This window comes from Amycolatopsis sp. lyj-109, assembly GCF_046548995.1.
Classification (GTDB): Bacteria; Actinomycetota; Actinomycetes; order Mycobacteriales; family Pseudonocardiaceae; genus Amycolatopsis.
In genome coordinates this window covers 149,945-169,268 of sequence record NZ_JAJPWR010000007.1, presented here as the reverse complement: position 1 = coordinate 169,268, position 19,324 = coordinate 149,945, and the positions used below count along the sequence as shown (strand labels likewise).

18 protein-coding genes are annotated in these 19,324 nt (G+C 73.0%); 11 read left to right on the top strand and 7 right to left on the bottom strand.

What is annotated here, in order from left to right; translation table 11 throughout:
* Position 1 precedes the first annotated feature (1 nt).
* Positions 2-442 carry a hypothetical protein gene (locus ACLJQF_RS17690; RefSeq protein WP_410609956.1) on the top strand — a complete coding sequence of 147 codons (441 nt, stop codon included), beginning with the start codon at positions 2-4 and terminating at the stop codon, positions 440-442.
* 188 nt (positions 443-630) lie between these two features.
* Here the strand turns inward: ACLJQF_RS17690 and ACLJQF_RS17685 are convergent, their stop codons facing one another.
* The 5 genes from ACLJQF_RS17685 to ACLJQF_RS17665 form a co-directional block, all read right to left on the bottom strand.
* On the bottom strand, positions 631-846 hold the full coding sequence (locus tag ACLJQF_RS17685) for a hypothetical protein (RefSeq protein ID WP_410609955.1): 216 nt from the start codon (positions 844-846) through the stop codon (positions 631-633).
* A 214-nt stretch (positions 847-1,060) separates the two neighbouring features.
* Complete coding sequence (locus ACLJQF_RS17680) at positions 1,061-1,411, bottom strand: hypothetical protein (RefSeq protein WP_410609954.1); 351 nt, start codon at positions 1,409-1,411, stop codon at positions 1,061-1,063.
* 13 nt (positions 1,412-1,424) lie between these two features.
* Positions 1,425-1,925, bottom strand: coding sequence for a TetR/AcrR family transcriptional regulator (locus ACLJQF_RS17675; RefSeq protein ID WP_410609952.1), 501 nt, complete (start codon positions 1,923-1,925; stop codon positions 1,425-1,427).
* Between the two features lie 49 nt (positions 1,926-1,974).
* Positions 1,975-3,441, bottom strand: coding sequence for an FAD-dependent oxidoreductase (locus ACLJQF_RS17670; RefSeq protein ID WP_410609950.1), 1,467 nt, complete (start codon positions 3,439-3,441; stop codon positions 1,975-1,977).
* A 75-nt stretch (positions 3,442-3,516) separates the two neighbouring features.
* Positions 3,517-6,684 (bottom strand): BTAD domain-containing putative transcriptional regulator, encoded by a 3,168-nt coding sequence (locus ACLJQF_RS17665; RefSeq protein WP_410609948.1) that lies wholly within the window; start codon positions 6,682-6,684, stop codon positions 3,517-3,519.
* Between the two features lie 124 nt (positions 6,685-6,808).
* Between ACLJQF_RS17665 and ACLJQF_RS17660 the strand changes: the two genes are divergently transcribed.
* From ACLJQF_RS17660 to ACLJQF_RS17650, 3 genes are all read left to right on the top strand, one after another.
* Positions 6,809-7,975, top strand: a complete 1,167-nt coding sequence (locus ACLJQF_RS17660; protein WP_410609947.1) for an SGNH/GDSL hydrolase family protein — start codon at positions 6,809-6,811, stop codon at positions 7,973-7,975.
* A gap of 68 nt (positions 7,976-8,043) precedes the next feature.
* Complete coding sequence (locus tag ACLJQF_RS17655; RefSeq protein WP_410609946.1) at positions 8,044-8,655, top strand: ATP-binding cassette domain-containing protein; 612 nt, start codon at positions 8,044-8,046, stop codon at positions 8,653-8,655.
* On the top strand, positions 8,652-9,095 hold the full coding sequence (locus ACLJQF_RS17650) for a S26 family signal peptidase (protein WP_410609945.1): 444 nt from the start codon (positions 8,652-8,654) through the stop codon (positions 9,093-9,095). Before ACLJQF_RS17655 ends, ACLJQF_RS17650 begins: the two co-directional genes overlap by 4 nt.
* On the opposite strand, the gene ACLJQF_RS17645 is transcribed toward ACLJQF_RS17650, so the two are convergent.
* On the bottom strand, positions 9,092-9,628 hold the full coding sequence (locus tag ACLJQF_RS17645) for a sensor histidine kinase (protein WP_410609944.1): 537 nt from the start codon (positions 9,626-9,628) through the stop codon (positions 9,092-9,094). The two genes, ACLJQF_RS17650 and ACLJQF_RS17645, sit on opposite strands and share 4 nt — an antisense overlap.
* Positions 9,625-10,176, bottom strand: a complete 552-nt coding sequence (locus ACLJQF_RS17640; protein ID WP_410609943.1) for a HAMP domain-containing protein — start codon at positions 10,174-10,176, stop codon at positions 9,625-9,627. Before ACLJQF_RS17640 ends, ACLJQF_RS17645 begins: the two co-directional genes overlap by 4 nt.
* A gap of 185 nt (positions 10,177-10,361) precedes the next feature.
* On the opposite strand from ACLJQF_RS17640, the gene ACLJQF_RS17635 reads away from it, so the two are divergent.
* The 7 genes from ACLJQF_RS17635 (at position 10,362) to ACLJQF_RS17605 (ending at position 19,195) form a co-directional block, all read left to right on the top strand.
* Positions 10,362-12,077 carry a GTP-binding protein gene (locus ACLJQF_RS17635; RefSeq protein WP_410609941.1) on the top strand — a complete coding sequence of 572 codons (1,716 nt, stop codon included), beginning with the start codon at positions 10,362-10,364 and terminating at the stop codon, positions 12,075-12,077.
* Positions 12,078-12,292: 215 nt separating this feature from the next.
* On the top strand, positions 12,293-13,798 hold the full coding sequence (locus tag ACLJQF_RS17630; protein ID WP_410609939.1) for a cellulase family glycosylhydrolase: 1,506 nt from the start codon (positions 12,293-12,295) through the stop codon (positions 13,796-13,798).
* The gene (locus ACLJQF_RS17625) at positions 13,798-14,853 is read left to right on the top strand and encodes a cellulose binding domain-containing protein (RefSeq protein WP_410609937.1); all 1,056 of its coding nucleotides are present in this window, start codon (positions 13,798-13,800) and stop codon (positions 14,851-14,853) included. The genes ACLJQF_RS17630 and ACLJQF_RS17625 overlap by 1 nt, the downstream gene beginning before the upstream one ends.
* Before the next feature lie 232 nt (positions 14,854-15,085).
* A complete protein-coding gene (locus ACLJQF_RS17620) occupies positions 15,086-15,916 on the top strand; it encodes a tat pathway signal sequence (RefSeq protein ID WP_410609936.1) in 831 nt (276 codons plus the stop codon).
* Positions 15,917-16,111: 195 nt separating this feature from the next.
* Positions 16,112-17,257 (top strand): thioester domain-containing protein, encoded by a 1,146-nt coding sequence (locus ACLJQF_RS17615; RefSeq protein ID WP_410609934.1) that lies wholly within the window; start codon positions 16,112-16,114, stop codon positions 17,255-17,257.
* A gap of 201 nt (positions 17,258-17,458) precedes the next feature.
* Positions 17,459-18,286 carry an AraC family transcriptional regulator gene (locus ACLJQF_RS17610; RefSeq protein WP_410610337.1) on the top strand — a complete coding sequence of 276 codons (828 nt, stop codon included), beginning with the start codon at positions 17,459-17,461 and terminating at the stop codon, positions 18,284-18,286.
* Between the two features lie 81 nt (positions 18,287-18,367).
* Positions 18,368-19,195, top strand: a complete 828-nt coding sequence (locus ACLJQF_RS17605) for a carbohydrate-binding protein (protein ID WP_410609933.1) — start codon at positions 18,368-18,370, stop codon at positions 19,193-19,195.
* Positions 19,196-19,324 lie beyond the last annotated feature (129 nt).

The following is a 19,324-nucleotide window of genomic DNA, read 5'->3' as shown; positions in this document are numbered from 1 at the left end:
GGTGACGGAGCTGAGGTCGACGCCGGCGGTGTTCCGCTGTTCCCTGCGCAACGGGCGCGTTGCCTACCTGGTGATCGTGATGGGACTGTGCACCGCCGGCGTCCTCGCCGCCGGCCTGGTCGGCGGCGGAGTCGCCGGCCGGGGAGCCGGTCAGTTCCTGCTTTGGCTGGGAGCCGTCGTGCTCGTCGCCGGACCGACCGTCGCCTACCTCCGCCGCACCAAGATCGTCATCGATGCCGAGCAGGTCCGGGTGCACACCTTGATCGGTGCGCCCGGCACGGCGCGGCGGGAGGCCGTTGCCGGGATCAGGACGCCGCGGTCGGGCGCCGGTTTCTTCGCCGACGCCGAGGACAAGGTGCTGGTCCCGTTCCGGGACGTTTACACCCGGGCGCAGCTGGCCGAGATGGCAGGCATGCTCGGAGTGGACCTGAGGCCGAGATAAGGGGTCTTTTATGTCCGAAAAGGCGCGACGTGGCTGTCCTTTCCGGACTGCGCCGTCGTCGGCGATCTCGGCACGACGGCGGCCTGCTGCGATGACCGTCATGGCCCGACACCGCCCCGACGGTGTGAGGCGGTCATCGCGGCAGGCCGCCGTCTGTTCCCGAGACCCCCGTCCCGAGTACCGGGAACCTACCCAGCCGACGGGGAGTTCAATCGCCCCGAGGCGATTTCGTCAAAAGCCGGGTGCGGCGGCGGCTCGGGAGTCCGTGCGAACCGGTGCAGGGCGGCGAGCACGGCCGGGGCGGGGGTGGCCGGGTGGTCGGCGTCGTGCAGCAGGTGGTCCACTCCGGGCAGTGGCACCCGGCCCGGTCCGGCGGTGTGGGCGCGGTGCACGGCGGTGGTCAACGCATCCGTTGTGGCGCAAGGGACTTGCTGTACTTGTCGAAGCGCAGCGTGGCGACGCGGTCACTGTCGAGCGCGTCGGCCACCTGCGTCAAGGTGTCCGGGGACGTGTGGTGGTTGGTTGCCGTTGCGGTCGGTGCGCGGGCACGTGCAGGGTGCCGGGTGGCGGTCACGACAGCGGCCGACAACACGACCGCGGCGAGGGGGAGAACATGGTTCAGCGCAGGGCGTTCTCGACCAGCGCGACGGTCGCGCGGGGGTCGTCGACCTGGATGACCATGCGGGCGTAGCGCTCGTCGGCGAGTTCGATCACGACGGCCTTCGACGGGTCCTTGACGTCCCAGAAGATCTTTTCGCCGTCGAGGTGGAACGTGCCCGCGGTGATCACGCCGGGCAGGTGGGCGCCCGGCGCGCGGATCCCCTTGGGGTCGGCGGCGATGCCGGGGTCGGCGGTTGCGCCGCGGACGTTGGCCAGCGGGATGGTCAGGCTGCTCTTGAAGGCCCAGAGCTTGTCGAGACCTTCGATCACGACAACGAGGTCGTCGCCGTCGATGTGGACCAGTGCCATGTGGATTTCCTTGTCAGTCGGGAGAATCGAAGCGTCGGGTCAGCGCGGTGCCGACTCCGTCGGGGTTGCCGCGCAGGAGGATGCCCAGTGCGGCAGCCGTGAGGGCGGCGGCCAGGGCGGCGGGAATGCCGAGCGCGTCGGCGATCGCCTGGTCGACGGCGGTCAGGGCGGCCGCCACCTCGGCGGCCACCTCCTCGTCGGCCGGTGCCCGTTCGACCACCGCCAGCAGCAGCAGGTCGAGGTCGGCCGAGGTGATCAGCCGCAGCGCGGTCGCGGCATCCGGTGCCGCGGCCAGTGCTTCGGCCAGGGGGTGGACGTCGTCGGCGAGGTGGCGGCGCAGCGCGACCAGGTAGAGGCCGCGCTTGCTGCCGAACGTCTTGTACAGGCTGTTGCGGTGCACGCCGAGGTGGGTGACGAGGTCGTCGACGGACACCCCGTCGTACGCGCGGCCACCGAACAACCCCACGGCGGCGCGCACCACCTCGTCCTCGTCGAACGTTCGTTGCCTGCCCATGTCATGACGATAGACTTTTGAGGAACGATCAGTCAAGAACGAGCGTTCCTCAAAATTGGAACCAGCGGCGCACGGCCTCCTCGAACGAACCCCGGTCCGGCACGCGGTCGCCGGCCCACGCGACGATTCCGTCCGGGCGGACCAGCACCGCGCCGAACCCCAGGTCGTCGCGGGCCGGGCCGGCGACGTGCCGGATCCGGTCTCCCACCGCGGGCAGCCGGCCGCTGAAGTCGAGCGCGACGCCGCGGCCGTCCTGGAGCAGGTCGCTCAGGCGGGTTCCGTCCGCCAGCACGAAGTCCGGCGCGTTGTGCCCGGCCAGGCCAGGTTCGCCGAAGTAGCGCAGCGAAGTCCCGGACGTCCGCTCGAAGACGTACGTCGTGCCGTCGCGAGTGGACAGGAGGTCGCGGACCACCGACCGGATCGCGCGGGAATGCGGGTCCGGGCGCGTCACCGCCACCTGCGCCCGGGACCAGTCGAGCACCCGGGCGCCGACCGGGTGGCGTTCGGCGGTGTAGGTGTCGAGGAGGCCCGCAGGTGCGCGCCCGGCCACCGTTGCCGCGAGCTTCCAGCCGAGGTTCAGCGCGTCGCCGATGCCGAGGTTGAGGCCCTGGCCGCCCAGCGGCGAGTGGATGTGCGCCGCGTCCCCGGCCAGCAGGACGCGGCCGCGGCGGTACGTCGTCGTCTGCTTCGCGCGGTCGGTGAAGCTGGACGCGAGGTGCACCTCGCCGAGCGTCACGTCGGTGCCGGACACGCGGCGCAACACCGACTGGAGGTGCTCGCGGGTCGGCGGCTGCGAACGGTCGTACGCCCCGCCGTCGAAGTCCAGCACACCGAGGTGGCCCGGCTCGGACATCGTCACGTACATGCCCTGCGGGGTCACGGCGAAGCCCCGCCGCAGGACACCGGGATCGGTGAGCGTGGCCAGCGCGAGGTAGCCGGTCAGCTGCGGTTCGGTGCCCACGAAATCGAAGCCCGCCAGCCGCCGGACCGTGCTGCGGCCGCCGTCGCAGCCGACGAGCCAGCGGGCCCGGTACTCCTCCGCACCGGACCGGGCGACCACCGCCGCGCCCTCCTCGGCGACGGCCGTGACCGAGACCCCGCGGCGGATCTCGACGCCGAGCTTGCCGGCCCGCTCGGCCAGCACCGTCTCCACCGCTTCCAGGCTGGTCATGATGCCGTCGAGCGCCGGGCCGGCCAGCCGGTAGGGCAGGCGGGCGAGGTCGACGGCGGCCGGGTCGAGGGGCGTGCCGGCGAAGTGGCCGACCGAGCGTGGAGCGGCTGCCTCGGGCCGTTCGTCCACACCGGACGCGGCCAGCAGCGCCGGCAGCATCCCGCGGCGGTGGAACGCCTCGACGGACCCGCCCGACAGGCCCCGCAGGCCGAGCGGGAAGCTCCGCCACGAGGAATGCGGCTCCGCCTCCCGTTCGAGCACCAGCACCGAACGGCCCGCGAGGCCGAGTTCGCAGGCGAGGAACAAACCCACCGGACCGGCTCCCACGATCACCACGTCATGCACGCCATACCGCCTTCTCGAGGTGCTGAGACGGCCCCGAGACTGGCTGCCGTCACTCACACGGCGCGCACACCGCGCTCACCGCGCCAGCCGGGCCGGATCGGCCGCGGCCACGGCAGACGTCGCGTCCAGCTCCCAGCCGTTCGCGTACGCCGCGGCGAATTCGACGTCGCCGAGCGCGGCCCGGCCCCGGTCGGTGAGCTCGCGGACCTGCGGATCGGTGCGGTCGTGCGTGCCGCGCAGCCGGGCGGCGGCGCCGAGCAGCACGGCCGATTCACGCGGCCGCCCGAGTGCTTCGGCGAGCGCGGCCGTGTGCACCGTCACCAGCGACAGGATCGGCAGGTCGCGCGCGGCCAGCGCGGCCGCGTACGCCACGCGCCCGGCCTTGTCCGCACCGGCCAGGTCGCCCGACGCCAGGCACCGCGCGGACCGCGCGCCCGCGATCAAGGTCCGGGCGTGGTCGGAGGGGAATCCGGCGTCGCCGAGCAGCCGGCGTTCGGCGTCGTCGAGCAGGACACCGGCCGCGTCCAGGTCGCCGATGTGTACTCGCAGACCGGCCTCCCAGCCGTCGATCAGGACCGGCAGCTCTGCCGGTGACGTCCGCAGCACCCGCTCCCGGACGGCGCCGATGATCTCCAGGGCCCGGCCGGTTTCGCCGCGCCGGACGTGCAGGTCGAACCAGCGCAGGTCGGTGTAGAGCTGGTCGCCGAGGCTGGGTGCGCCGAATTCGCCCGCCAGCGCCCGGGCTTCGCGCAGGTCGGCCAGCGCGCCGTCGAGGTCGTCGTAGCGCCGCAACTGGGCGCGCATCGGCAGCACCGCCGCCCGGCCCCACCGGTCGCCGGCCCGGTGGAAGCCGGTCAGGGCCGCCTCCACGTGGACGCGCACCCGGTCGAGCTCGCCCGCGTTCTCGGCGATCTCGGCCTGGAACATGTTGGCCAGCCCGGACAACCACTCGTCGGGACCCTCGGCCAGCTGCCGGAAGAGCGCGCGGGCGGTCTCGTCGCCCAGCAGGAAGAGCAGCATCGGCCCGAAGACGCGGTAGTGGCTCGGCAGCCGCGGGTGCGCCGACAGCCGGCCGGCCAGCTCGCGCATCTCCGCGCGGTCCGCCGCGGCTTCCCCGGCGGAGATGCCGGACAGGATGTCCGCCCGGTTGAGCAGGTGGGCGGCCCGGGCGCAGTCCCGCTCGGGCGTCGGTTCGCCGCCGGGCACCGACAGAGCCTCGCCCAGCCAGTAGCCGGCGTCGGCGTCGCGGCCGAACATCTGCCAGTACCAGGTCAGCGCCAGCGCCAAGCCGATCGCGGCGGCGGAGTCGCCGGTGGCGCACCGGTGCCGCAGGGCGGCGAGGGTGTTGTCGTACTCGGCGCCGATGGCGGCCATCGCCGCCGGCTGGCCGGGCCCGCGCAGCTCGGGGTCGTGGCGGGCCAGCAGCCCGGCGAAGTGGGCGGCGGCCAGGTCCCGGACCGGGCCGAGGTCGCCGGAGCCGGTGAGGCGATCGATCCCGTACTCGCGGATCGTTTCGAGCATGCGGTAGCGGCCGGTGCCGGGCGCCAGCTGCAGCAGCGACCGGTCGACGAGAGCGGCGAGCAGTTCGGGGATCTCGACGGCGGGCACGGCGGTGCCGGCGCAGACGGCGGCGGCCGAAGCGGGCGTGACCCCGCCGGGCAGCACGGAAATCCGGTCCGCGACCGTGCGTTCCCGGTCGTCGAGCAGGTCCCAGCTCCACGCGATGACCGCACGCAGGGTGCGGTGCCGCGGCGGCGCGGTCCGGCTGCCGGTGCTGAGGAGCCGGAACCGGTCGGCGAGCCCGTCGGCCAGGTCGGGCAGCGACAGCGTCCGCAACCGGGCGGCGGCGAGCTCGAGGGCCAGCGGCAGGCCGTCCAGGCCGCGCACCACGCGCACGATGTCGGCCCGCGTGGTTTCGTCGACGTCGAAACCGGGCCGCACGGCCGCCGCCCGCTCGGTGAACAACCGCACGGACGCCACCTCGCGGACGTCGTCGTCCGGGCCGGGCAACGGGAGCGGACCCAGCGGCACGAGCGCTTCGCCGTCCACGGCCAAGGGCTCGCGGCTGGTGGCGAGCACCCGCAGACCGGGGCAGCGCGGCAGCAGCGTCGCGACCAGGTGGGCCACGGCGTCGATCAGGTGCTCGCAGTTGTCGAGCAGCAGCAGGCTGTCCCGGCCGCCGAGCGCGCTGACGAGCACGTCCGGTTCGGCACCGCCGGCTCGACGGCGGGCGTCGAACAGCGCACCGCCCCGCAGCCCGATTCCGGCCAGCACGGCCGGCACGACCTTCCCCGGTTCGGTGACGGACGCGAGGTCGATGAGCCAGACGTCGGGGCCGTGCCGGCGGGCCGCCTCCAGCGCGAGCCGGGTCTTGCCGGCGCCGCCGGGGCCGAGGACGGTGACCAGGCGTCCGGTCGTGAGCAGGGCGCCGACGCGCGCGAGGTCGTCGGCGCGGCCGATGAAGCTGGTCAGCGGCGCGGGCAGGGGTGCGGGCCGGGGCCGGTCCGGGCTTGGCGCCGGGACGGGTTGCAGTAGCCGCAGGTGACGGTCCCGCAGCGCGGTGCCCGGGTCGGCGCCGAGGACGTCGGCCAGGGTCCGGCGGACCCGTTCGTAGACGGTCAGCGCTTCGGCCTGACGTCCTTGCGCGGCGAGTGCGTCCATCAGCAGGGCCGCCGCGCGTTCGTGCGCCGGGTGCTCGGCCAGCAGCGCGGTCAGCCGGGCGGCGGCCGGCTCGACGCGGCCCAGCGACAGCTCGGCGTCGGCGAGGTCGGCGACGGCCTCGATCGACAGGTGGGCCAGCCGGGTCGCCACCGCCGGGGCGACGGCGGCGACGAGCGCGGGCTCGCCCCACAACGCCACGGCTTCGGCGAGTGCGGCGTTCGCGGCTTCGGCGTCCCCGGCCCGCAGCCGCTCCCGGCCGGCCGCGGTGAGTTGCTCGAAGCGCAGCGCGTCGACGTCGGCCACGGCCAGCCGGTAGCCGCCCGCGACCTGCACGAGCACACCGTCGGCCGCGGCGAGGGCGCGGCGCAGGCGGGAGACGAGGGTCTGCAGGGCCGAGGCGGTTCCGGACGGCGGCTCGTCGCCCCACACCGCGTCGACCAGCACACCCGGCTCGACCGCGCGGCCCCCGGCGAGCGCCAGCCGGACGAGCAGGGCCCGCAACCGCGCGCCCGGCACCGGCAGGACCACGTCACCCCGGGACACCTGGAACGTGCCCAGCAGCGTGATCCGAAGCCCGTCCATGCTCCGATCTTCGCGTGTTCGGCGCCGCGGCCTCAATCAGGGCGGCCGTGTCAGCGCAGTGTGCGTCGCGTGTGAGCGGTTCGCCGCAGCCTCCGTGGGTCGGCTCGACCCACGGAGGAAACAGATGACCAAGACGAACATCGGCTGGGTGCGCAGCTGGGGCGCCGCACCCCAGTCGGCTCACGACGGGCTGGGCTCGCTCGACGACCACCCGCCGCTCGCCGGCGTGACCCTGCGCCAGGTGGTGCGGCTGAGCGGCGGTGGACGCCGGGTGCGCGTCCGCTTCACCAACGAGTTCGGAACCGCACCGGTGACCATCGGCGCGGCGCGGGTGGGCCTCGCGGTGCCCGGCGGCGGGGTGAAAGACGGGCGCGTGCTGACGTTCTCCGGGGCCACGGCCGGCACCATCCCGGTGGGGGCGCCGATGCTGAGCGACCCGGTCGACCTGCCCGCGGCGGCGCTCACCGAGCTGTCCATCAGCCTCTACCTGCCCGAACGCGTGGAGACCTGCACCTGCCACGACCCCGTCCTGGACACCGGCTGGACGATCCCGGGCGACGCCGTCGCCACTTCGTCGCTGCCGGACGACGCGTCGATCCTGCCGGTTCGGGCATTGATCTCCGCGGTCGACGTGCTCCCCGACGCGCCGGCCTCGGCCGTCGTCGTGGTCGGCGACTCGCGCACCGACGGCGCCGGATCCACTCCGGACGCCCACCAGAGCTGGCCGGAACTGCTCGCCGCGCGCGGCGCCGGCTTCGTCGTCAACCAGGGCATCAGCGGCAACCGGCTGCTCAACGACCGCGTCGGTACCTCGGTACTGGCCCGCTTCGACCGGGACGTCCTGGCGACGCCGGGCCTGGGCGGCGTCGTGCTGTCCGTGGGCGGCAACGACATCGCGATCTCCTGCGCCCCGCGCGACGACGGTCCCCTGGCCGACTTCCTGAAGGTGTTCGGCGGCGCACCGGTGACGACGGACGACGTCATCGCGGGTCACCGGCAGCTCGTGGCGCGGGCGCGGGAACACGGGGTGCGGGTCTACGCCACCACGATCGCGCCGTTCGAAGGCTCGGAGGCCTACACGCCGGAAGCCGAAGCCGCGCGGCAGGTGGTCAACGAGTGGATCCGCACCGGCGGCGCGTTCGACGCGGTGCTGGACTTCGACGCCGTCTGGCGCGACCCGGACCACCCGAGCCGGATCAGAGCGGAGTTCCACTCGGGCGATTTCCTGCACGGCAGCGACGCGGGCTACCGGGCGCTGGCAGGTTGCGTCGATCTCGGACTGTTCGGCTGAGACCGAACCGGCGGCCGATTCCGGGAAAATCGGGCCGCCGATCGCGGGAACGCGGTCACCATGGCGGGATGGCGTTCACCGAACCACCCGGCCCGGGGCACGCGCGCACGCCGGCGGAGCTGATCGCGCGGCCGCGGCCGCGGCCGCGCGAGGCGTGGGCGGGCGGGCCGTCGTACGCGCAGATCGCCGAGCGGGTCGACCGGCTCCGGACGGCCGCCGGGCGGCCGCCCGGGGAGCGGACCGCGCGCACGACCGTGGCCGGCTGCTTCAAGGCCGGCCGGACGCGGCCCAGCACCGATCTGCTGCCGGCCCGGCGCCGCGCGGCGCCGGAATGGCGCATCGAGTGGTTCGCCCGGCGCCCGGGCAAGAGCACGCTCGTGAAGCTGTTGTGCCGCGGGTACGACCCGGCGCGCGGGCAGCTCCTCCTGCGGGACGTGCCGCATGCCTTGCTGCGCAACCGGATCAGCGCCGTCTTCCAGGACCACCTGAACCACGACATGACCGCGGCCGAGAACATCGGGCCCGGCGAGCTGTCCGCACTCGTCTCGCACCGGCTGAGCGCGGTGCGCGACGCCGGCCGCATCGCGGAGCTGGGCACGCACGAGAGCCTGCTGGCCGGCGACGGTGGCCACGCGCGCCGGTTCCACCTGCAGGCCGACGGCCACCAGGCCGTCTCGTGAGAGGGCTGCTGTTCCTCGGCTTGCTGGCCGCCGGCAGTGTCCTCGCCGCTCGCCGCCGGCCGATCATGACCACAGTGGACGGTCCCGGCATGGCGCCCACCCTGTTGTCCGGCGACCGGGTCCTGGTGCGCCGGACCCGCCGCCCGCGCCGTGGTCAGGTGGCCCTGCTGCGGTTCCCGCAGCTGCCGAGCGGAGCGCCGGCGGGAGACCAGCTGCTGCTCAAGCGCGTGGTGGCGGTGGCGGGCGACCGCCTCCCGCCCGGCTGGGCCGACCCGGACGTGCACGGCCTCGGCGGCGAGGTGGTGCCCGGCGGCTGTGCTGTCGTCCTGGGCGACAACCGGCCGGCCAGCTGGGATTCCCGGCACTACGGGTTCGTGCCGAGGGAGCGGATCGTCGGTGTGGTGGTGCGCCACGTCTCCCGCGATACGCCGGGTTCCTAGCGGCCCGGCCGGGCGGGCAGCCGGACCGTGACGAGAAGACCGCCCGCCGCGCGCGGTTCGAGCTCGAGCATCCCGTCGTGGGCCTGGACGATGCTGTGCACGATCGCCAGCCCGAGGCCGACGCCGTCGTGCTCGTCGGTGCGCGTGCGGGCGGTCCCGCGCTGGAAGGGCTCGGTCAGCGTCGGGACCAGCTCCGGCGGGAGCGGCCGGCCGGTGTTCTCGACCAGCAGCACGCTCGCGTAGCGCCGGCGTTCGGTGTGGACGGTGACCGTGCCGTCCGGGAGGTTGTGGACGATCGCGTTCTGGACGAGGTTCGTCACCATGCGCTGGAGCAGCGCGGCGGAGCCGGACGCGTGGACCGGCTCCCCGGTGACGTCCAGCGTGATCCCGCGCCGCTCGGCCAGCGGCAACAGCGTCTCGGCGGCTTCTTCGGCGACGAGGGAGAGGTCGACGGGCTCGCGGGTGAAGTGCCGCCGGTCGCTGCGGCTGAGCAGCAGGAGGGCCTCGGTGAGGTCGATCGCCCGCGTGTTCACCGTGCGGAGCCGTTCGATGAGGTCGTCCCGGGGGTAGGCCGGGTCCTGGCCGGCGACGTCGAGGATGGCCTGCGAGATGGCCAGCGGGGTGCGCAGTATTCGTGCGAGGCGTTCGCGGCGAACCGCTGCTGCTCGCCGACCTGGGATTCGAGCCGTTCGAGCATCGTGTCGAAGACGTCGGCGAGCTCGCGGAACTCGTCGGACGGGCCGGTCAGGCGGACGCGGTGCGCCAGCGAGCCGTGCGCGGCCAGCCGGGCGGCGTCCGCGATCCGGGTGAGCGGGGCGAGCATCCGCCCGGCGAGCAGCCAGCCGCCCAGGACGCCGAACACCAGCAGGAAGCCGAGCGCGGTGGCCGCGGAGGGGGCGAACATCCGCACCAGGAGGTACCGGTTCGGGGAGATTCCGAGCAGCCCCTGATCGTTGTCGGGCACATAGCGCAGCAGCGACACCCGCACGACGGCGAGCATGACCGCGCCGGCGAGCACGAGGAACGCGGCGTAGCTGATGGTCAGCTTCAGCCGCACGCTGAGCCCGGGGCGCCTGTTCACGAGCCGGGAGCGTAGGCGGGACGGGATATCGCGGGCATATGCGACCGGCCGGTTAATCCGTTGTCCCTCGCCGAGCGGTCGGCTACCGTCGGGCCGCTCTGATCCATCCACACCGGGGGGCAGCATGCGCCAGATCCGCAACACCGCCGAATTCCCAGCACTCGTTGCGGCCTCTGGAGCACTTTTTGTCACCCACTTCCCTCAACATCGGAATTCTCGCCCACGTCGACGCCGGTAAGACCAGCCTGACCGAGCGGCTGCTGTTCGACACCGGCGCGGTCGGTGCGCTCGGCCGCGTCGACGACGGCAACACCCAGACCGACACCCTCGCCATCGAACGGCGTCGCGGCATCACGATCAGCACCGGCGTGGTCTCCTTCCGGGCCGGCGGCCGGACGGTCAACGTGATCGACACGCCGGGGCACGCCGACTTCGTCGCCGAGGTCGAACGCGCGCTCGGGGTGCTCGACGGCGTCGTCCTCGTGGTCTCCGGACCGAGCGGGGTCCAGGCGAGCACCCGCATCCTCTGGCGCGTCCTGCGCAGGCTGCGCGTGCCGACGCTGGTGTTCGTCAACAAGCTCGACCAGCCCGGCGTCGATCCGGCCGGGGTGCTGGACGAACTGCGGCAAAAGCTGTCCCCCGCCATGGTGCCGGTCGCCGAGGCCGTCCGCACCCGGGTGACGACCGGCGAGGCGTATCCGGTGTTCTTCGGCTCGGCCGTGACCGGCATCGGCATCCCCGAGCTGATCGCCAGGATCGTGGACCTCCTGCCCACGCCCGAGCCGGGCGCCGAGCTCCGCGCGACCGTCTTCAAGGTCGAACGCGGCAGCGGCGGTGCCCGGATCGCCTACGCCCGCGTGCACGGCGGGACGCTGCGGGTGCGCGACCGGGTGGATCTCTTCCGGCGGACCGGGGACGGCACGGTCGAGCGAAGCCGGCGACGGGTCACGGCGATGACGCTCGCGGGGGCCGAAGTCACCCGGGCGGGCGCAGGAGACCTGGTCCGGCTGTCGGGGCTCGGTGACGTCCGCGTCGACGATCGGCTCGGTTCCGCGGACGGCGTGGCGGACGCCGGGTTGTTCCCGCCGCCCGGGCTCGTTTCGGTCGTCACCGCGCGCCCGGGCGAGGAAACCCGGCTGCACCAGGCGTTGCGGGAGCTGTGCGACCAAGATCCGCTGCTCGGCCTCCGGGCCGACCGCGGCACGCTGTCGGTCCGGACCTACGGCGAGGTCCAGATCGAGGTGCTCCTCGAGCGGCTGCGCGAGGACTTCGGGCTGGTCGCCCGGTTCGCGCCACCGGCGCCGGTCCACGTCGAAAAGCCCGTCGGGGTGGGCGAAGCGGTCCAGTTCCTGGACCGGCTCGGACCCACCGATCCGATCGCCACGGTCGGGCTGCGGGTCGCTCCGGGCCGGGCCGGCAGCGGCGTCCGGTACGAGCTGGCCGTCGAACGCGGCTCGCTGCCGCGGGCGTTCCACACCGCCATCGAGCAGACGGTGTACCGCGCGGCGGAATCCGGCCCGCACGGCTGGGAGGTCACCGACTGCGTCGTCACTCTGACCCACTCGGGGTTCCAGCCGCCGCTGAGCACGGCCGGTGGGTTTCGCGAAGTCACCGCGCGGCTGCTTTCGCTGGCGTTCGAGCGGGCGCGGACCCGGGTGTACGAGCCGGTGGACCGGTTCGACCTCGAAGTGCCCGAGCACGCCGTCGGAGCGGCGCTGATCGCGCTGGCCAAGCTGGCGGCGCTCTGCGAGCCGCCCGTGGTCGAAGGCGAGGTGGCCCGGCTGAGCGGCTCGCTGCCGGCGATCGCGACCGCGGACTTCCGGCGCCGGTTGCCGTCCCTCGGCCAGGGTGAAGCGGTCTTCACGGCCGAGCCCGGCGGCTACCGCCCGTGGCGGCCGTAGGCGGGCCGCCGGCCGGAGGAGGCGGCTGCGTTCGATGGGCGAACGCACGGGACGCTGTTCGCCTCAATCGGCCGCTTTATCCGCGTTGGTGATTGACAACCCCGGGGCCGGGAAGCGACCGTGTGGGCGGGCCTCTGGGAACGCTCCCAGACGCTTCCGCCGTCAGTGTGCACAAGGGAGTGCCGATGTGGGGAAGAGCCGGAAAACGTCCTGCCGTGCTTGCGGTTGCGGGGCTCGCGGTCGCCGCCGGGGTCGTCATCACCTCGACGACGGCCGTGTCGTCGGCGCGTGAGACGAGCGCCGCGTTCGCCTGCCGCGTCACCTACTCGGCCAACGACTGGGGAAGCGGTTTCTCGGCCGCCGTGGGCATCGCGAACGTCGGCTCCGCGGCGGTCGATGGCTGGACGCTGACCTATTCCTACACCGGGAACCAGGCCCTCCAGAACGGCTGGATGGGGAACTGGACGCAGTCCGGCAAGCGGGTCACCGTGACCAACGCGAGCTGGAACGGCAGCATCCCGGCCGGCGGTTCGGTCAGCAGCGGCGCGAACTTCTCCTACAGCGGCAGCAACACCAAGCCCACCGACTTCGCGGTCAATGGCGCCGCGTGCACCGGAACCCCGCCGACCACGGCGACGACCCCGATCACGCTCCCGACGACCACGACGCCCACCACCACCACCACGACGCCACCGCCGCCCGGCCCGGCGCCCGCGTTGCACGTTTCGGGCAACAAGCTGCTCACCGCCGACGGGAAGACCTACCGGCTGCTCGGCGTCAACCGCGCGAGCGGCGAGTTCGCCTGCGTGCAGGGCAAGGGCATGTGGGACAGCGGCCCGGTCGACCAGGCTTCGGTCGACGCGATGAAGGCGTGGAACATCCACGCGGTGCGGATCCCGCTGAACGAGGACTGCTGGCTCGGCCTGTCCGGCACCCCCAGCGGCGCCACCTACCAGCAGGCCGTCAAGGACTACGCGAAACTGCTGGAGGCCAACGGGATCAACCCGATCCTGGACCTGCACTGGACGCACGGCCAGTACACCGGGACGTCGTCGGCCTGCACCGACGTCAACGCGACCTGCCAGAAGCCGATGCCCAGCCGGCAATACACGCCGACGTTCTGGAGCCAGGTGGCCACCGCGTTCAAGGGCGACAACGCCGTGGTGTTCGACTTGTTCAACGAGCCCTACCCGGACGCGGCCGCCAACTGGTCCGACGCGGCTGCCGCGTGGAAGTGCCTGCGCGACGGCGGCACCTGCACCGGCATCACCTACCCGGTGGCGGGGATGCAGGAGCTGCTCGACGCCGTCCGCGCGACCGGCGCCGCGAACGTGGTGATGACCGCCGGCCTCACGTGGACCAACGACCTCACGCAGTGGCTGGCCTACAAACCGTCCGACCCGGCGGGCAACCTGGTCGCCTCCTGGCACACCTACAACTTCAACGCCTGCGTCACGGTGTCCTGCTGGGACAGTCAGATCGGGACGGTCGCGGCCCAGGTTCCGGTGCAGGCCGGAGAGGTCGGCCAGAACAGCTGTGCGCACGACTACATCGACCAGGTGCTGGCCTGGCTGGACGCGCACAACCTCGGGTACACGGCCTGGACGTGGAACCCGTGGGGCTGCAGCGGTGGCAACGTGCTGATCGAGGACTACAACGGCACGCCGACCAAGACCTACGGCGAGGGCTTCCGGGCCCACCTCCTGACGGTCCACCCGTGATGCCGAAGCGGGTGTACGCGCTGATCGCGGTCGTCGCCGCCGTGCTGGGCCTCACACTGGCCCAGCCGGCGGTCTCGGCGGCCGCGCCGGTGCGGATCATGCCGCTGGGCGACTCGATCACGGCCGGTCCGGGCTGCTGGCGGGCGCTGCTGTGGGACCGTCTGCAGCGCACCGGGTACTCGAACATCGACTTCGTGGGCTCGCAGCCCGGCGGCGGGTGTTCGGTGCCCTTCGACGGCGACCACGAGGGCCACGGCGGCTACGCGGCGACCGGGATCGCGGACCAGAACCAGCTGCCACCGTGGCTGGCCGCGGCCCGGCCCGACGTGGTGCTGATGCACCTGGGCACGAACGACCTGTGGGGCGGCACGATCGGCACCGGCGCGATCCTCGCCGCGTATTCGAAGCTGGTCGACCAGATGCGGGCGAGCAACCCGGACATGAAGGTGATCGTCGCGCAGATCCTCCCGATGGAGCCCAGCGGCTGCCCGGGCTGCGCGCAACGGGTGGTCGAGCTGAACAACGCGATCCCGGCCTGGGCGGCGGCGAAGACGACCACGCGGTCCCCGATCACGGTGGTCGACCAGTGGACCGGCTTCTCGGCGGCGGCCGACACCTCCGACGGCGTCCACCCGATCGACTCGGGCTTCCGCAAGATGGCCGACCGGTGGTACCCGGCGGTGGCGGCGGCCCTCGGCACACCGGTCCCACCGTCATCGACGACGACGACCACCGCCACCCCGTCGCCGGGCGGGGCGTGCACCGCGACCTACCGGATGACGGGCGAGTGGGCCGGTGGCTTCCAGGGCGAGGTGAGCGTCCGCAACGGCACCTCGGCGCCGGTTTCGAGGTGGACGGCGACGTTCGGCTTCGCGGCCGGCCAGCGGATCAGCCAGGCCTGGAACGCGACGGTCGCCCAGGAGGAGGCCGTGGTGACCGCTCGCAACGCGGACTGGAACGGGACGCTCGGCGCGGGTGCGTCGGCGACGTTCGGGTTCGTGGCGAGTGGGGGTGCGACGGGAGCGGTCCCGGCGGTGAGCTGCACGGTGGGGTGACTCGGGGTGCGGTGAGCCGCCGCCGCTCACCGCAGGCCCGCGTCGCGCTCGGTTGCCGGGAGCGCCCCAAGGCGGCCTTGGTTGCGTCTCACGCACCCAAGGCGGCCTTGGTTGCGTCTCACGCACCGAAGGCCACATTGGGGCGCTCCTGGGCCCGCGGTGCTCGCCCGTCCCCGTCGTCCGTGCGAGTCTTCAGGGCGCACTCACCCGCTCCGGCACCCGGGGGACCTCCATGGGCAAGCTCCTGCTCGCCGCGCTGCTGGCCGCTTTCGCGCTGGCGCCGTCGCCGGGGCCCGCCGGCCGGAACGACCCGCCCGGCGGCGGTGACCCCTTCGGCCCGGATCTGCGGGCGCGGATCGCGCGGGCGCAGGCCTACGCCGACAGCCGGCCCGGCGTGGCCGGGATCGTCCTGCGGGACCGCTCGACCGGCGCCGTCTACCGCAGCCCGGCCGCGGGCACCCTGATCTGGGCCTGCTCGACGCCGAAGCTCGCCATGGCCGTCGACCTGCTGCTGCGCGAAGACGCCAAAGCGGTCACGCTGACCGCGGAAGATCGCGAGCTGATGCACCGGATGCTCCATTCGAGTGATGACGACGCCGCCCATGCGTTGTGGACCCGTTACGGCGGCGAGTCCGAATTCGGCCGGCGGTTTCCGGCATACGGAATGACCGACATGCGGTTCAGCGATCGTCACCCGCACCACTGGGGCTGGATCCTGACCACCGCGGACGACCTGGACCGGCTGATCGGGTACGTCCTGACCCGCCTGCCCGCCCGGCACCGCGATTACCTCGTCCGGGAACTGCGCACCGTGGACGTCAACCAGCAATGGGGCGTCTGGGGTGCCGGGGCGGCCGCGCACCCCGGGAACAAGAACGGCTGGTCCGACGACAACGACGACGGCTCCTGGATCATGAACTCCGTCGGTTTCGCGGGCCCGGGCGAGCGGTACACGCTCGCCCTGATGAACGACACGCGGGTGATCGCCGGCGGCGACGAAGCCGGCAAGGAGACCACCACGAAGATCGCCGAAATCCTGTTCGGAGGGTATTTCGGCGGCTGAAATCTGCCGCTCTTTCAGGGGATTTCTGAGCAAATTCGTGTTTATGGGGGCACCGTACGTAGCCCTTGTGTGGTCTGTGTATGCTGCCATTCGCTTGACCGGGTGATCACTCACCCGAATCAGTGGCCGCCGTGATCGGGGATCGTGATCTCACGGCGCCCCTAACGGTGTGGTTCGGGCTCGGATAGGAGATTTATGCAGGTCAGGTCAGCTTTCGTGCGTGGCGGGATCGCGGTGCTCGCCGCGGCCGCCGCGGTCATGGTCAGCGCTCCCTCCGCCCTCGCGGACGACGGCGCCGCGCGCGGCCGGGTCGTCGAAGACGCGGGCACGGTCGGCTACCGGATCAGCCTCGAAGGTGGCGGCGACTACATCGCCAAGCTGTTCGGCTTCAAGCTGTCGGACGGCAAGTCGCTCAAGCTCTACTGCGTGCAGATCACCGTCGGCATGCGCACCGACGTCGACATGGTCGAGACGCCGTGGAACAAGTACCCGGCAGCCGACTCGCCGTTCAACAAGAACAGCGACAAGATCAACTGGGTGCTGCACCACGGTTACCCGGGCGTCAAGCTGGACGCGATCGCGGACGCCCTCGGCAAGCAGGGTGTCAAGGTCCACGACGGCGTCTCCGAGCGCGAGGCGATCGCCGCGACGCAGGCCGCGGTGTGGCACTTCAGCGACGGCGTGAACCTCAACCTGACCAAGCCGCTGGCCGAGGCCAACCCGGCCGAAGCCAACGCCGACGTCGCCGCGCTGTACAGCTACCTGATCGGTGACCAGAACAAGGGCATCGGCGCGCAGCCGAAGCCGACCCTGAACATCGCGGGGCCGAAGACCGAGGGCAAGGCCGGTACCAAGATCGGCCCGTTCCAGGTCGCCACGTCCGGTGACGTCACGTCGCTGACCACCGAGCTGCCCGACGGCGTCAAGGTCACCGACGCCGACGGCAAGGAGCTGAAGACCGCCGACGTCAAGGACGGCAGCAAGCTGTTCGTCGACGTCCCGGCCGGCACCAAGCCGGGCAACGGCTCGTTCTCCCTGAAGGCCTCCGGCGAGCTGGACACCGGCCGCCTGTTCGTCGCGGAGAACTACGCGAAGAAGCCGGCGCAGTCGCTGATCGTCGCCGACTCGGAGAAGACCGAGGTGGCCGCGAAGGCGACCGCGTCCTGGGCCGAGGCGGCCGCCCCGACGACCGCGCCGAGCACGCCCGGTGGCGCGCCCTCCGGCGGTGGCGACCTCGCCAACACCGGTGTCGACGCCGCGGTTCCGTTCGGCATCGGCGGCCTGCTGCTCGGCGGCGGCGCGCTGATGCTGCTGGTGAACCGGCGCCGCGGCCGCGCGTAACGCGCTGACGTAGTACCACCGAACGGGGCCGGTCCACTGTGGACCGGCCCCGTTCGCTGTCCGGTACCCGACGATCGGATTGCGATCATCGGGGCAAAACCGGCGAATCGCGCGGGGATCGATCTAGACTTCCCGGCCATGCGCGGTACGACCGTTCCGCCCGGGACGCCCTGCCGGACCCCGCGGCCGGGGGAGCTGCCGATGCACCGGCTGGAGGTGCCCGCCCCGCACGCGCCGCCGTTCGCCGTCGGCACCTTCGACGCGATCGGGCCGCTGTCCCGTGCGGACTTCCCGCACCGGCACACCTTCCACGAGCTCGTCCACGTCACCGGCGGCACCGGTGCGCACGTCGTCGACACCGCGCGCTGGCCGCTGCGGCCGCCGCACTTCGGCGTCATCGCGCCCGGGCAGGTGCACCAGTGGGCCGGCGTCCGGGGCCTGACCGGGCACGTCGTGCTGTTCACCGACGACTTCCTCCTCGACCACCCGGCCGACCGCGAGCTCCTGCGGCGGCTGAGCGAACGGTCGTGGCTGCACCTGGACGACCACGCCGACGCGCGGATCGCGCGGCTGATCGCCGACCTGGAGGACGAGTACCACCGCGGCGGTGACGACACGGAGTCGGTGCTGCGGGCGCTGGTGCACGTCCTGATCGTGCGGGCGGGACGGCTGCTGGGAACGCCGCCGCCCGCACCCGCCGGCGCGGTGGCGGCGGAGTTCGTCCGGCTCGCCGGCCGCCCGGAACCGGGGCTGTGGTCGGTGCGCGCGCACGCCGGACGCCTCGGCGTCACCCCCGGCCACCTCACCGAGGCGGTGAAGGCCGCGACCGGCCGCACGGCCGCGCAGCTGCTGCGGGAGGCCAGGATCCGGGAGGCGCAGCGGTTCCTGCTCCGGACGGACCTCACCGTCCGGCAGGTCGCGAGCCGCGTCGGGTTCGCCGACCCGGCCTACTTCTGCCGGTTCTTCCGCCGCGAGACCGGGCTGAGCCCCGGGGATTTCCGCCGTAGCGGGGAGAAGCACCACGACTGACTGATCCAGTCCATCGCCGCCCGCCCGTGCGCTGCCTACGTTCGAGGAGATCCCCGACCTCCCCACCACGAGGAGCAAGGCATGGACGAAGAAAAGCAGCTCAGCCGCAAGACGGTGCTCAAGGCCGCGCTCGCCGCGGGTGTCGCCGCGCCGGTCGCGCTGCTCGGCGGCCCGGCGCTGGCCCGCGCGAACGCCGTCGGCGGCACGACGCCGGAGCTGACCCCGGCCTGCCACGACGACGACGATCCGACGATCGCGCAGACCGAGGGGCCGTACTTCAAGCCGAACTCGCCCGAACGGACCAGCCTCGTCACGCCCGGCACCCAGGGCACCCGGCTGACCGTGACCGGGTACGTCTTCGGCCGCGCCTGCCTGCCGGTGAACCGCGCGCTGCTGGACTTCTGGCAGGCGGACGTCAACGGCGCCTACGACAACACCGGCTACACCTTCCGCGGGCACCAGTACACCAACGCACAGGGCGCGTTCACGCTGTCCACGATCGTGCCGGGCCTCTACCCGGGCCGGACGCGGCACATCCACGTGAAGGTGCAGGCACCCGGCCGGCCGGTGCTGACCACGCAGCTCTACTTCCCCGGCGAGCCGCGCAACAACACCGACACGATCTTCGACGCGCGGCTGCTGATGACCGTGCGGGACAACGGCTCCGCGAAGGAAGCCGCGTTCGACTTCGTGCTCGACGTCCCGCAGACGCCGACGTCGACGACGCCGCCGCGGCCCACGCCGACCTCCGCCACCCCACCCGGAGGCACGTCCTGGGCGGTGGGCACCGCGTACGCGGCGGGTGCCCGGGTCACCTACGGCGGCCGCGGGTACGTCTGCCGGCAGGCGCACACCGCCCAGCCGGGCTGGGAACCCCCGGCCGTCCCGGCGCTGTGGCGGGCGGAGTGAGGTCGCCCGGCTGACCGGAACCCGGCAGGCCCCGGCCGCAGCACGGGGCCCGCCGGACCCGGGCCGCGCACAATCCGGGACTGCGCACGTTAGGGGTCGACGCCGGCCCGGTGGCCTGCCAGATTGGGG